The sequence below is a fragment of the Vreelandella sp. L-15 genome (genome assembly GCF_056857635.1).
The window spans coordinates 1-12,178 of the sequence record NZ_JBSXNN010000088.1; the positions used below are offsets into that span (position 1 = coordinate 1).

Annotated in this window: 13 protein-coding genes and 1 pseudogene; 9 read left to right on the forward strand and 5 right to left on the reverse strand. The window is 55.9% G+C overall.

What is annotated here, in order from left to right; genetic code table 11:
- Window positions 1–142: 142 nt before the first annotated feature.
- Both AC13CY_RS13065 and AC13CY_RS13070 read left to right on the forward strand, forming a co-directional pair.
- Window positions 143–286, forward strand: a pseudogene (locus AC13CY_RS13065) (CNNM domain-containing protein); the annotation flags it as partial.
- 105 nt (window positions 287–391) lie between these two features.
- Complete coding sequence (locus AC13CY_RS13070; RefSeq protein ID WP_483052651.1) at window positions 392–1,042, forward strand: peroxiredoxin; 651 nt, start codon at window positions 392–394, stop codon at window positions 1,040–1,042.
- Window positions 1,043–1,102: 60 nt separating this feature from the next.
- Here the strand turns inward: AC13CY_RS13070 and AC13CY_RS13075 are convergent, their stop codons facing one another.
- Complete coding sequence (locus AC13CY_RS13075; RefSeq protein WP_082051476.1) at window positions 1,103–1,372, reverse strand: sigma factor; 270 nt, start codon at window positions 1,370–1,372, stop codon at window positions 1,103–1,105.
- A gap of 56 nt (window positions 1,373–1,428) precedes the next feature.
- On the opposite strand from AC13CY_RS13075, the gene AC13CY_RS13080 reads away from it, so the two are divergent.
- The gene (locus AC13CY_RS13080; protein WP_074210196.1) at window positions 1,429–2,205 is read left to right on the forward strand and encodes a ZIP family metal transporter; all 777 of its coding nucleotides are present in this window, start codon (window positions 1,429–1,431) and stop codon (window positions 2,203–2,205) included.
- Window positions 2,206–2,207: 2 nt separating this feature from the next.
- Here AC13CY_RS13080 and AC13CY_RS13085 read toward each other — a convergent pair whose 3' ends face one another.
- The gene (locus AC13CY_RS13085) at window positions 2,208–3,221 is read right to left on the reverse strand and encodes an isocitrate dehydrogenase (RefSeq protein ID WP_074210197.1); all 1,014 of its coding nucleotides are present in this window, start codon (window positions 3,219–3,221) and stop codon (window positions 2,208–2,210) included.
- Between the two features lie 501 nt (window positions 3,222–3,722).
- Between AC13CY_RS13085 and AC13CY_RS13090 the strand changes: the two genes are divergently transcribed.
- The 3 genes from AC13CY_RS13090 (at window position 3,723) to cfa (ending at window position 7,402) form a co-directional block, all read left to right on the forward strand.
- Complete coding sequence (locus AC13CY_RS13090; RefSeq protein WP_074210198.1) at window positions 3,723–5,213, forward strand: SulP family inorganic anion transporter; 1,491 nt, start codon at window positions 3,723–3,725, stop codon at window positions 5,211–5,213.
- Between the two features lie 19 nt (window positions 5,214–5,232).
- Window positions 5,233–6,090 carry a universal stress protein gene (locus tag AC13CY_RS13095; RefSeq protein ID WP_058577479.1) on the forward strand — a complete coding sequence of 286 codons (858 nt, stop codon included), beginning with the start codon at window positions 5,233–5,235 and terminating at the stop codon, window positions 6,088–6,090.
- Window positions 6,091–6,247: 157 nt separating this feature from the next.
- Complete coding sequence (cfa, locus tag AC13CY_RS13100; RefSeq protein ID WP_054641161.1) at window positions 6,248–7,402, forward strand: cyclopropane fatty acyl phospholipid synthase; 1,155 nt, start codon at window positions 6,248–6,250, stop codon at window positions 7,400–7,402.
- 93 nt (window positions 7,403–7,495) lie between these two features.
- Here the strand turns inward: cfa and crcB (AC13CY_RS13105) are convergent, their stop codons facing one another.
- Window positions 7,496–7,891 (reverse strand): fluoride efflux transporter CrcB, encoded by a 396-nt coding sequence (gene crcB, locus AC13CY_RS13105; RefSeq protein ID WP_483052652.1) that lies wholly within the window; start codon window positions 7,889–7,891, stop codon window positions 7,496–7,498.
- 13 nt (window positions 7,892–7,904) lie between these two features.
- Entirely contained in the window at window positions 7,905–8,282 is a 378-nt protein-coding gene (gene crcB, locus AC13CY_RS13110; protein WP_062360965.1) for a fluoride efflux transporter CrcB, read from the reverse strand.
- Between the two features lie 176 nt (window positions 8,283–8,458).
- Between crcB (AC13CY_RS13110) and AC13CY_RS13115 the strand changes: the two genes are divergently transcribed.
- Complete coding sequence (locus AC13CY_RS13115) at window positions 8,459–9,313, forward strand: universal stress protein (RefSeq protein ID WP_062360967.1); 855 nt, start codon at window positions 8,459–8,461, stop codon at window positions 9,311–9,313.
- A 58-nt stretch (window positions 9,314–9,371) separates the two neighbouring features.
- On the opposite strand, the gene AC13CY_RS13120 is transcribed toward AC13CY_RS13115, so the two are convergent.
- Window positions 9,372–11,057, reverse strand: coding sequence for a 2-isopropylmalate synthase (locus AC13CY_RS13120; protein WP_062360970.1), 1,686 nt, complete (start codon window positions 11,055–11,057; stop codon window positions 9,372–9,374).
- A 197-nt stretch (window positions 11,058–11,254) separates the two neighbouring features.
- Between AC13CY_RS13120 and AC13CY_RS13125 the strand changes: the two genes are divergently transcribed.
- Complete coding sequence (locus AC13CY_RS13125) at window positions 11,255–11,731, forward strand: Lrp/AsnC family transcriptional regulator (protein WP_044630259.1); 477 nt, start codon at window positions 11,255–11,257, stop codon at window positions 11,729–11,731.
- 81 nt (window positions 11,732–11,812) lie between these two features.
- Entirely contained in the window at window positions 11,813–12,172 is a 360-nt protein-coding gene (locus AC13CY_RS13130; RefSeq protein WP_044630258.1) for a RidA family protein, read from the forward strand.
- Window positions 12,173–12,178: the final 6 nt, after the last annotated feature.

Sequence of the window (12,178 nt, forward strand, 5' to 3'; positions counted from 1 at the left end):
GAGCTTGTGTAAGACCTGAGGTGCCATCACCAAGGGCAACGGGCTGTGAAGCAGGAACCCGGAAGGCAACAACCGGGAATCCCCTTCCTTTCCGCCGCAGGCGGCAGCTTCCTAAGAAGCTGAGGAAGGGGAGGAGGTCAACACGCTGGAAGATATTATTGAGACCATTCTCGGCCAAGATATCGTCGATGAAACTGACAGCGTGGCGAACCTGCGCCACTATGCGAAACAGCGTTGGGTCAAACGTATTAAACGCGAAGATAAGAATGTGAAACCAGCAGAGTGAACGCTGCCATAACCTCATTGTCTTAGCGCTAAACGTTCTTCTATAGTGAAGGCGTTGAAAGTCATATAAGGTATGAGAGCCACTTCACTTTAACGAGGAGCAACGATGTCATTACGTATCAATGCAGTCATACCTGACTTTGAAGCAGAAACCAGCCAAGGGCCGATTCGTTTTCACGATTGGATCGGCGATAGCTGGGCGATTCTCTTCTCGCACCCCAAAGACTTCACACCGGTGTGCACCACTGAGTTGGGCGCAGTAGCGAAACTGAGTGCCGAATGGGAAAAGCGCGGCACTAAGGTAATTGGTGTTTCTGTTGACGGCGTGGAAGACCACAATCGCTGGGCAGGCGATATCGAAACCGCGAGCGGCAGTAGCGTGGGTTTCCCCCTCATTGCTGATGAAGACCTCAAAGTCTCCAAGCTGTTCGATATGCTGCCGGAAGATGCCTACCTGCCCGATGGCCGCACGCCAGCGGACAGCGCCACCGTGCGTTCGGTCTTCATCATCGGCCCGGATAAGCAGCTAAAGCTCTCCATGACCTACCCGATGACCGTAGGCCGTAACTTTGCCGAAATTTTGCGTGCGCTGGATGCGCTGCAAACCACGGCAAAGCATGGGATTGCCACCCCGGCGGATTGGACAGTCGGCCAGGATGTCATCATCCCGCCCAGCGTCTCAGACGAGGACGCCAAGCAGAAATTTGGTGAGTTTGACACCGTGCTGCCTTACCTACGCAAGACCAAGCTGCGTTAATCGCGCGACAAGCAGTCGATTGGAAGCCCCGCCAGTGCCACTGTCGGGGCTTTTTTTATGCTAGGCGGGTTCTTCTAGTGGCTGCCAGCGCCCCTGTTTTTTCTGGTGGCGTAACTGATCTAGAATCTTGAATTTCAAGATGCCAAATACCCAGGTTTCAAACTCTGAGCGGCCTTCAAACGTCGTGCTTTTTTCAAAGGCGGTCAGTAAAGTTTCTTGAACGGCATCTTCGGCGGCGGCTGAGTCCCTTAGCTGTAAGCGCGCAAAGGCAAGTAGGCGAGGGCGCATGTAGCTGAAATGCGTGGCGGCCAGTGAAGCGGTGATGGTCACAGTGTCCCCTTGTCGTTGCTGGTTCCTTCTCATCGCACATCGAGTTTACGATATTCATGGAAAATACGCTGTTATTAGGATTTTTAGGCAGTTTGGTGGCTGGGCTATTGACCGCCGTGGGGGCGTTGCCCGTGCTGCTGGGCAAAACGCCAAGTCGGGGGTTTCGTGATTTAGCGCTGGGCTTTGCGGCCGGGGTGATGCTGGCGGCTTCGTTTTTCTCACTAATTATTCCGGCGCTAGATGCCGCAGAGATCTACTATTCGGGCGGGCCAATTCCGGCGGCACTGGTGTGCACCGCTATTTTGTTGGGTATGGCGGCGATTGCACTGCTCAACGAGCGCTTACCCCACGAGCACTTTCAGCAAGGAAGGGAAGGGCCTGAAGCCGCATCGCTGCGCCGGGTATGGCTGTTTGTGTTTGCTATTGCAATTCACAACCTGCCGGAAGGCTTGGCGGTCGGCGTTGGCTTTGGTGCCAATGGATTAGAAGGCGGGATGCCGCTGGCAATTGGCATTGGCTTGCAGAACATGCCGGAAGGGTTAGCGGTAGCCGTGGCGCTGATGGGGGAAGGCTACTCCAAGTGGCGCTCCTGGTCGATTGCGGCGCTGACCGGGCTCATTGAGCCGATTGGCGGGCTGTTTGGCGCCAGCGTCGTCACCGTTTCTCAAGTGCTGTTGCCCTGGGGCCTGGCGTTTGCTGCGGGTGCCATGCTCTACGTGATTAGCCACGAAATCATTCCCGAAACCCATCGCTGTGGCCACCAGAAGAAAGCGACGTTTGGCCTGGCGATGGGCTTGGTGATCATGCTGTTTCTCGATGTATGGCTGGGCTAGGCTCAGCCTTTTAGGTGCTCCACCAGCGCCTGGGCAAAGGTATCGGTGGTGCCGGTGCCGCCCATATCGGGCGTGACCATATCGCGGCGATTCTCTAGCACGGCGCGAATCCCCTGACGAATGGCATCCCCCTTGGCGGTCATGCCGAGGTGGTCGAGCATCTGGGCGGCGGCAAGCAGCAGGGCGCAGGGATTGGCAATTTTCTTGCCTGCAATGTCCGGCGCCGAGCCGTGTACCGCTTCAAAAATGGCCGCTTTTTCACCGATGTTCGCCCCTGGGGCTAAGCCCAAACCGCCCACGAGTCCAGCGCACAGGTCGGAGAGGATATCGCCGAACAGGTTGGTGGTGACGACCACATCGAATTGGTGAGGGTTCATAACCAGCTGCATACAGGCGTTATCCACGATCATCTCTTGGAATTCGATCTCGGGATACTCGCTGGCCACTTCACGGGCAACGTCTAAAAACAGGCCGGAGCTGGTCTTGATGATGTTGGCTTTGTGAACGGCGGTGACCTTCTTGCGACCATTCTGTTTGGCTAGCTCAAAGGCGTAACGCACGATGCGCTCGGAGCCTTTGCGGGTCACTTTGATCACCGAGATGCCGGTATTGCCGTCGTCGAGCATCTCTTGGCCATCGGAGAGGTAAGCCCCTTCGGTGTTTTCCCGCACGGTGATCATGTCGATATCATCGTAGCGGGAGCGGGTGCCCGGAAAGCTGATGGCGGGGCGCACGTTGGCATAGAGGTCAAAGTGGCGGCGTAGCTGCACGTTAATCGATGAAAAGCCCTTACCAATCGGCGTAGTGAGTGGGCCTTTCAGGGCAATGCCGTGCTTTTCAATGGCATCCAACGAGGCTTGAGGAATCAGCGTGCCGTGCTTTTCAAGCGCTACCAGGCCCGCGTCGATAAACTCGTAGTTCAGCCCGCACTCAAGGGCGTCTAGCACTTGCAGGGTGGCATCCATGATTTCGGGGCCGATGCCATCGCCTTTAATCACTGCGACTGTCTGGCTCATGAGCGGGTCCTCTCGTTGGTAGGGTAGAAAGTGGCGAGGAAAGGGCGGTGGGGCCGCCGTTTGAGTGCCATGGTAAGCCAAGCTTAGGGATCAGGTCATCGTCTAAACGTCTAGGGTGGCGGGTGCGAATTGGCCTGTTTGCTGGTAGAATGCCGCGCTCAAGGCGACTGGAACGCACTTAGCTGCCGCCATCTCGCCTGAATAACGATGTTAAAACAGCAAGGTTTATCTGTAATGATCAATGCAATGGCAGCCGTTGCTCTGCCGACACCAGGGCTGATGACTCCACCCTAGGTTCTCCCTCCTTAATTAGCGCCATAACGCTCTTCGCGTTATATCGGTGCTATGGCACCCCGTTGCCGCTATTTGGCTATCGGCGCGTTTGCGTCTTCGATTGGTAGCACTCATCCGACAATCTATTACTAACGTGCGCTCTTGTGCTGCCTTTGTGTGCGGCTGCGGCGCGCAATGTCTTTAAACCTCTAACCATGGACTCCCTGAATGGCACTTTTCAGTAAGCATGAGTGGTTCTCTAACATTAAGGGCGACACGCTCTCAGGTATTGTCGTCGCGCTGGCGCTAATTCCTGAAGCGATCGCCTTTTCAATTATCGCGGGCGTGGACCCGAAAGTGGGGCTTTACGCCTCGTTCTGTATCGCGGTGATTATCGCCTTTACCGGTGGCCGCCCCGGTATGATCTCTGCGGCCACCGGTGCCATGGCGCTTTTGATGGTAACGCTAGTGCGTGAGCATGGCTTGGAGTATCTGCTGGCCGCCACGTTGCTGACCGGCGTGCTGCAAATTATCGCGGGCTACCTGCGCCTGGCGGAGCTGATGCGATTTGTCTCCCGCTCGGTAGTCACCGGGTTTGTGAATGCGCTGGCGATCCTGATTTTTATGGCGCAACTGCCGGAGCTTACTAATGTGACGTGGCATGTGTATGCCATGACGCTGGCTGGCCTGGGGATTATCTACTTGTTCCCTTATTTGCCGAAGATTGGCAAGTCGGTTCCTTCGCCCCTGGTGTGCATCGTGGTGCTGACCGTGGTGTATATGGTGAGCGGTATGGATATTCGCACCGTGGGCGATATGGGCGAGCTGCCGGATACGCTGCCGGTTTTCCTATGGCCGAACGTGCCGTTAAATCTTGAAACCCTGATGATTATTTTTCCCTACGCCGTGATGCTGGCAGTGGTGGGCCTGCTTGAGTCGATGATGACCGCCACGATTGTGGATGATCTTACTGATACACCCAGCGATAAAAACCGCGAGTGTAAAGGCCAAGGGGTGGCTAATATTGGCGCTGGTTTAATGGGCGGTATGGCTGGTTGCGCGATGATTGGCCAGTCGGTGATCAACATTAAATCGGGTGGCCGGACGCGTTTATCGACGCTGATTGCGGGCGTGGTGCTGCTGCTGATGGTGGTGTTCTTGTCAGACTGGGTATCGCAAATTCCCATGGCGGCGCTGGTCGCGGTGATGATTATGGTCTCGATTGGTACCTTTAGCTGGGAGTCCATTCGCGATCTGAAAAAGCATCCGATGAGCACCAATATCGTCATGCTGGCGACTGTCGCGGTGACCGTCGGTACCCATAACTTAGCGATGGGGGTTTTTGTCGGCGTGCTGCTGGCGGCGCTGTTCTTCGCCAATAAAGTTAGCAACATCATGTACGTCGGCTCAAAAGAAATAGAGGCCGGTAAAGAGCGCGAATACCAAGTGGTTGGACAGGTGTTTTTTGCCTCGTCTGAGCGCTTTATGGCCGCGTTTGATTTCAAAGAGAGCATCGATAAGGTGATCATTAACCTATCGAAGGCGCACTTCTGGGATGTGACCGCCGTTCAGGCGCTTGACCGCGTGGTGATTAAATTCCGCCGCGAAGGCACCGAGGTTGAACTGGTAGGCCTAAACGAAGCAAGCGCCACCGTGGTGGACCGCTACGCCGTTCATAACGACCCGGAAGCCGTTGAAAAACTGATGGGCGGCCACTAAGCCAGGCAAGGAGAACAGCATGACTGAACACGTACTCGCCGCCATTGACGGCTCCCAATTTGCCGAAGGCGTTTGCGACTATGCCGCCTGGGCAAGCCTGGCCCTGGGTGCACCGCTAAGCTTTGTGCACGTTGTAGATAATCACTCTTGGGCACCCGAAGAGCAAAACTTATCCGGCAGCCTGCGCTTCGGTGCCCGCGAAAAGCTGATGGAAGAACTCTCAGCGCTTGATGAGCAGCGTGCCAGGGTAAATCGTGAGCAAGGCAAGCTGATGCTCGAAGCGGCCAAGGCCAGGGCGGTGGAAGATGGGGTAAGTAGCCCCACGACCCGCCAGTTAAACGGCACGCTAGTGGAAACACTGGTAGAGCTGGAAAAAGACGTGCGCCTGCTAGTGGTAGGCAAGCGCGGCGAAACCGCCCACCAGGCAAGTGGGCACCTGGGCGCTAACCTAGAGCGGGTGGTGCGGGAAATGCACCGCCCGATTTTGATGGTGCCGAAAGCCTTTCAGCGGCCGGAAAAGGTGCTGATTGCCTTTGATGGCAGCCAAACCGCCCGCAAAGGGGTGGAGATGCTGGCCCGCTCGCCGCTATTTGCGGGGGCAACCTGCCATGTACTGATTGTAGGAGCAGAAACAGCCGAGCACCGCAGTGAGCTGGCGTGGGCGCTAAACACTTTGCGTGAAGCAGGGCATCATGCAGAAGGCGCGATTCGCGCGGGTGAAGTGGATGACGCTTTGCAAGCTTACGAGCAGGAAAGCGGTATTGATCTACTGGTGATGGGAGCCTACGGGCACTCGCGCATTCGTCATTTGCTAGTAGGCAGTACCACCACGGCCATGCTGCGAAGCAGCCGGATACCTGTGTTAATACTGCGTTAACCGCTTATCAACATCGCTTAAGCCGGGCTGCTCGTAAGAGCAGCCCGGCTTTTTTGTGGGAGGTTGTTGATGCTGCAGTGCAATACTGTGCTATTCGATACTATGCTGTTAGGCAGGTTGTTACCTATCCACTCTCTGGAATAGCGAGGAGCCTGCCGTGCCAACGTTGGAAAAATCGCCTATTGGCTTTGATGCAACCTCACCCTCTCACCGTTTTATTGCCGAGCTATTGCGCGAGGCTGACATTCAACTGGATGGGAGCCGCCCTTGGGATATACAGCTGTACGCACCCGGCGTTATCGATAGTGCTCTTTCGCGAGGTAATCTGGGACTTGGCGAAAGCTACATGCGAGGGGAGTGGGATGCCATACGGCTAGATGAGCTGTTTTACCGCATCATGCGTGCCCAGCTTGGCCAACGCATTAAGCCCACCCAGCTGATTTACCACTCGCTACGTTCACGCCTGCTCAACCGCCAAACAGCGAAGCGGGCGTGGGAAGTAGGGGAGAAGCACTACAATCTCGGCAACGACTTTTATGCCGCGATGCTCGACCAGCGGATGACCTACACCTGTGGCTACTGGAAACATGCCCAAACGCTGGATGAAGCCCAGGAAGCCAAGCTTGATCTTATTTGTCGTAAGCTCCAGCTAAAACCAGGGATGCGTGTTCTGGATATCGGCTGCGGCTGGGGCAGTTTTATGGGCTACGCTGCCGAGCATTATGGGGTGGAGTGTGTGGGCCTGACCATTTCTAAGGAGCAGGCTGAATTTGGGCAGCGGCTGCTAAGAAAAGGCTTACCGGTAGAGTTTCGCCTGCAGGATTATCGTGATGAAAGCGAGACGTTTGACCGCGTAGTGAGTATCGGTATGTTTGAGCACGTAGGTCATAAAAATTATCGCGAGTATATGAGTGTTGTTCACCGCTGCTTAAAAGATGATGGACTATTTTTGCTGCATACCATTGGTAAAAACTTAAGCAATACCGTGACCGACCCTTGGATTGATAAGTATATTTTCCCCAATGGTGAGCTGCCTACCTTAGGGCAAATCACAGACGCCGCCGAAGCACTGTTTGTTATTGAAGATCTACATAACTTCGGGGCTGACTATGATCGCACCTTAATGGCTTGGCACCATAACTTCGAAACCCACTGGCCGCGATTTAAAGAGCAGTATGGCGAGCGCTTTTACCGCATGTGGCGCTATTACCTGCTGGTGTGTGCAGGGGCTTTTCGCGCCCGGCAAATTCAGCTCTGGCAACTAGTGATGAGCAAGCAAGGGATACTTGGTGGATACTCCCGTGTTAGCTAACCACTCGCCCCGGCAGCAGTTTGTGGCAGCCAGAGGATCAAGGAGAGATAAACCTAGGGCTGCTGCTGTTCGAGCGACCCGCGTATCAAAAGGTTAGGCCGCTGGTGGGTGTGAAAAGGCCAAACGCTCGCCCATCCAGGCGGAGAATACACAGAGGGGCAGGCTGCCTATGCCGTACAGCAGCGCGAGCCCTAGACTGCCCTGCTGTGCCAAGTGCAGCGTTTCCAGGCTGAAGAGCGAAAAGGTAGTGAAGCCGCCGCAAAACCCTGCCACTAACAGCGGCTGCTGGCGCGCCAGTTTGCCATGTGGCGCGCGAGACGCTGTCGCGGCTAACCAGCCGATGAGGCAGGAACCCAGCACGTTTACCAATAGTGTTCCCCAGGGGAAGTGGCTACCCAGCACGGCCATAGAAGCCAGCGAAACGCTATAGCGAAGAACGCTTCCTATAGCGCTGCCAAGGCCGACGGCGAGATAGGCGTTGATACTCATTAAGGACTCCTTGCTAACCCTGGGCCAACCACCAGCCTAGCGCTGCCATGGCGATGCCTAATAGTAACGTAGCGACCATATTGAGCGCGGCGCGATTTGCTTGGCCGCGCTGCCACAGCTCAAGGGTCTGCAAGCTAAACGACGACACCGTGGTATAGCCGCCTAACAGGCCTGCTACCGCAAATAGCCAAAGCGACTGCGTATTAGCCACGCCGTAAACGCCTAGTAGCCAACCTGCTAATAGCGCTCCGCTAGCGTTGACGACGAGTGTTCCCCAGGGGAAGGCTTTACCCAGCGCATGAGCCATCGCGTTGGAAATGGCAAAGCGCCCGATACCCCCCAGTGCGCCGCCCAGCGCCACGAGTAATACGCTGGTGATGCCATGTCCCATGCTGCTCCTCGCCCTATGATGAATCTATTGATAGGCGGCTAATTGTAGCACCTGTATCCATCAAGGTCGGAGCGCCTAAAAACGTGCCGCTGACGGTGTTGCTGTCCAACGTCTTCGTGTACAACAGAGTCAGAATAACGACAACGTTTGGTGCACCCTCTCAAGGAGAAGCCAGTATGTCTGATTACGTGTTAGCAGCCATTGATGGGTCCCACTATTCAGAAAGTGTGTGTGACTATGCGGTTTGGGCAGCCACGGCGCTTTCGGCACCGCTGCGTTTTCTTCACACCGTTGATAACCACACGCAGGTGGCGGAGCCCGACTTAACCGGCCATCTAGGCCTGGGCACGCGAGAACATCTTCTGGAACAGCTCTCGGATATTGAAGAGCAGCGCGGCAAGCTTGCTCGCCAGCAGGGGCGCTTGATGTTGGATGCCGCGAAAGCGCGGGTAGCAGCGGCTGGGTTTGCAGAGCCGCCCTGTATGCTGCGCAATGGCACCCTGGTGGATACCTTGGCCGAGCATGAAAAAGAGATCCGCTTGCTGGTGCTAGGAAAGCGAGGGGAAGCGGCCCACCAAGCCAGCGGCCACTTGGGCTCTAACCTTGAGCGCGTGGTACGTGAGCTCCACCGTCCCATCTTGATGGTGCCGAAGGCGTTTACGCTGCCCAAACGCGTGCTGATGGCCTTCGATGGCAGCAAAACAGCGCGAAAAGGCGTTGAAATGCTGGCGAAAAGCCCCTTGTTTGATGACGCATCATGCCATGTGGTGATTGTGGGCGCAGAGACGGCAGAGAATCACTCGCAGCTGCAGTGGGCTATGGATACCCTCCGGGCCGCAGGCCACCAAACCGAAGGCGCTATTCGCGCCGGTGAGGTGGAAGAGACGCTGCGCGCTTATAAGCAAGAAAAGGACATTGATCTGCTCGTGATGGGGGCTTACGGTCACTCGCGCATTCGTCATCTGCTGGTGGGCAGCACCACCACGGCAATGCTGCGTAATGCGCATTTACCGGTGTTGATACTGCGCTGAATTGCGGTTGACGCTAAACCCTGGCCGCCGCTATACCCCTTAGTGGCGGCCAGGCGGCTTACGCGAGGCTGGTGGCGGCCTCTGGCTGAGTGGTGCGGGTTGGTTGCGCTGCGTTAATCCCCGATAGCACCGCTTTAAGCGAGGCGCTGACCGTGTCGCTATCTTCCGCCACGGCACAGATGCGCTGCCCATCAATATTAAGCTGCACGAAGGCAATGGCGTTGGCCTCGCTGTCGCCGCCTAGCGAGTGCTCGCTGTAATCGAGAATGGCCACATGGGTGCCGGTATGTTTCTTCCAGGCGTCGGTGAATGATGACATCGCGCCATTTCCCGTGCCGGATAAGCGCAGCGTTTCGGCACCCTGCCACAGCGTCATATCGATACCTTCCTGCTGCCCCTTCGAGAGCCGGTAGTCGGCCAGCGCTAGGGGGGCGTCATGGGAGAAGTTATCGAACATCACTTGGCGAATCATCTCGCTAGAGAGCTCGCCGTTACGTCGCTCGCTCTCTTTCTGCACGTAAGGGGCCAGCGCTAGCATCATCCAGCGGGGCAGGTTAATGCCGTAGTCGCGCTCCAGTAGGAAGGCCATACCACCCTTACCCGACTGGCTGTTGACCCGAATGACCGCTTGGTAATCCCGCCCAATATCGTGGGGGTCAATCGGCAGGTAGGCTACTTGCCACGGCTCATCGGGTTTCTGGTGTTTGAGCGATTTGCGAATCGCATCCTGGTGGCTGCCTGAGAAGGCGGTGTAGACCATTTCGCCTACCCAGGGGTGGCGGGGGTGCATCGTAATGCCGGTACATTCGTGAACCACTTGAATGATCTCGTCTGGATTGGAAAGATCCAGCTCGGGGTCAATCCCCTGGCTGTAGAGGTTCATCGCCAGCGTGACAATATCCATATTGCCGGTGCGTTCGCCGTTACCCAGCAAGGTGCCCTCTACCCGGTCGGCACCCGCTAACAGTGCAAGCTCAGCCGAGGCCACGGCACCGCCACGATCATTGTGGGTGTGAACGGAAATAATCACGCTGTCGCGGCGGCTAATGTGCTGGCAGAAGTACTCGATTTGGTCGGCGTAATGATGCGGGCCAGCCACTTCTACCGTGGTGGGCAGGTTAAGAATGCACTTGTTGTCTGGGGTGGGCTGCCATACTTCCATCACCGCTTCGCAGATCGCCAGCGAGAAGTCGATTTCCGTGCTGGAGAAGCTCTCCGGCGAGTACTGGAAGCGCCAATCAACGTCTGGGTATTGCGCGGCATAGGTTTTTACCCAGGTCGCCCCTTGCACTGCGATATCGGTAATACCATCGCGGTCCATCTCGAATACTCGCTCCCGCTGGATGGTCGAGGTGGAGTTGTACAGGTGGATAATGGCGCGTTTGGCGCCCACCAGCGAAGCAAACGTTTTTTCGATCAGGTGTTCGCGGCACTGTACCAGCACGGCAATGGTGACATCTTCCGGAATTTGATCCTCTTCGATCAACCAGCGCACGAAATCGTAATCCGGCTGGCTGGCGGAGGGAAAGCCCACCATGACTTCCTTAATGCCCACTTTAATAATCTGGTGCCAAAAGCGCTGCTTCTGCTCAACTGTCATGGGCTCCAGTAGAGCTTGGTTACCATCGCGTAGGTCTTCGCTTACCCAGATAGGAGCGTGGGTAAGCTCCCGGTCGGGCCACTGGCGGTTAAAGGCGGGCACCCGCGGAGCAGGGCGATATTTGCGATAATCAAAAGCAGCCATGGTAAGTTTCCTGAAAACGTTGAGTTGTTTAGGGCGGCCGCTTGTGGCGTCAGCCGCTTTGAAGATGATCCTGCTTGTGACAGTCACACCAGTTTACTCAACTTGCCTTGAAAGGTTATTGCGAAAAAATGGCATTATTGAGAGTAAGTGGCAGAATGTATCAATATATACTTTTTTATTGGTAGGAGCTGTCGGCTATGACGGTATCACCCTTGACGCTGGATCGTTTTGATCGGCGTATTCTGGATGTGCTACAGGTGGAAGGGCGCATTAGTAACCAGGAGTTGGCCGAGCGTATTGGCCTTTCGCCATCGCCCTGCTTACGCCGGGTGCGGGCGCTGGAGGAGCATGGGCTGATTACCCAGTACCGTGCGGTGGTGGATGCGCGCCCGCTGGGGTTTCAACTGATGGCATTGCTGCACATCTCGATGGACCAGCACACCCCTGAGCGGTTTGATAACTTCGAGCGACATATTCGCACTATCCCCAACGTGGTGGAGTGTTTGATCATTACCGGGCAAGCAGCGGATTTTCAGCTCAAAATTCTGGTGAAGGATATGGATGATTACCAGCACCTGCTGCTGCACGTCATCAACCGAATTGAAGGGGTGACCGGGGCCCATACGAGCTTCGTTTTGCGCCGCGTGTTTGAGCATCGTCCCGTGCCCACCTAATGCGCGTTGGCTAACGAAGCATAGGCAGTGGCTTGGTGGCGGTTTACACTAGCTTTTTTCATCTTCTTAGGAGATTAATCTATGAGCATTCAGCGTCATGATACAAAAGCTCGTATGAGCCGCGCCGTGATTCACCAGGGCGTTGCCTATTTATGCGGTCAGGTGGCGGGTCCTGAGGCGCGCCATGGCGACATCAAAGCGCAAACTGAGAGCATGCTGGCGCGGGTAGATGCGCTGCTAAAAGAGATTGGCTCCAGCCGCGAGCAGCTGCTAAGTGCCACTATCTACCTGAAAGATGGTGGCGATTTCGCAGCGATGAACGAAGTATGGGATGCCTGGGTGCCAGATGGCTATGCACCGGCACGCACCTGCGTATGCGCGCCAATGCCTGCCGACGAGTTAAAAGTGGAAATTACCGTCACCACCGCTGTGGACGCGTAACCACTA

What these genes read in the sequence shown, in the direction of transcription:
- AC13CY_RS13085 (WP_074210197.1), bottom strand. Translation starts at nt 3,221, where the DNA reads ATGAGCCAGACAGTCGCAGTGATTAAAGGCGATGGCATCGGCCCCGAA.
- AC13CY_RS13070 (WP_483052651.1), top strand. Translation starts at nt 392, where the DNA reads ATGTCATTACGTATCAATGCAGTCATACCTGACTTTGAAGCAGAAACC.
- AC13CY_RS13125 (WP_044630259.1), top strand. Translation starts at nt 11,255, where the DNA reads ATGACGGTATCACCCTTGACGCTGGATCGTTTTGATCGGCGTATTCTG.
- AC13CY_RS13130 (WP_044630258.1), top strand. Translation starts at nt 11,813, where the DNA reads ATGAGCATTCAGCGTCATGATACAAAAGCTCGTATGAGCCGCGCCGTG.
- crcB (WP_483052652.1), bottom strand. Translation starts at nt 7,891, where the DNA reads ATGAGTATCAACGCCTATCTCGCCGTCGGCCTTGGCAGCGCTATAGGA.
- AC13CY_RS13120 (WP_062360970.1), bottom strand. Translation starts at nt 11,057, where the DNA reads ATGGCTGCTTTTGATTATCGCAAATATCGCCCTGCTCCGCGGGTGCCC.
- crcB (WP_062360965.1), bottom strand. Translation starts at nt 8,282, where the DNA reads ATGGGACATGGCATCACCAGCGTATTACTCGTGGCGCTGGGCGGCGCA.
- AC13CY_RS13090 (WP_074210198.1), top strand. Translation starts at nt 3,723, where the DNA reads ATGGCACTTTTCAGTAAGCATGAGTGGTTCTCTAACATTAAGGGCGAC.
- AC13CY_RS13080 (WP_074210196.1), top strand. Translation starts at nt 1,429, where the DNA reads ATGGAAAATACGCTGTTATTAGGATTTTTAGGCAGTTTGGTGGCTGGG.
- AC13CY_RS13095 (WP_058577479.1), top strand. Translation starts at nt 5,233, where the DNA reads ATGACTGAACACGTACTCGCCGCCATTGACGGCTCCCAATTTGCCGAA.
- AC13CY_RS13115 (WP_062360967.1), top strand. Translation starts at nt 8,459, where the DNA reads ATGTCTGATTACGTGTTAGCAGCCATTGATGGGTCCCACTATTCAGAA.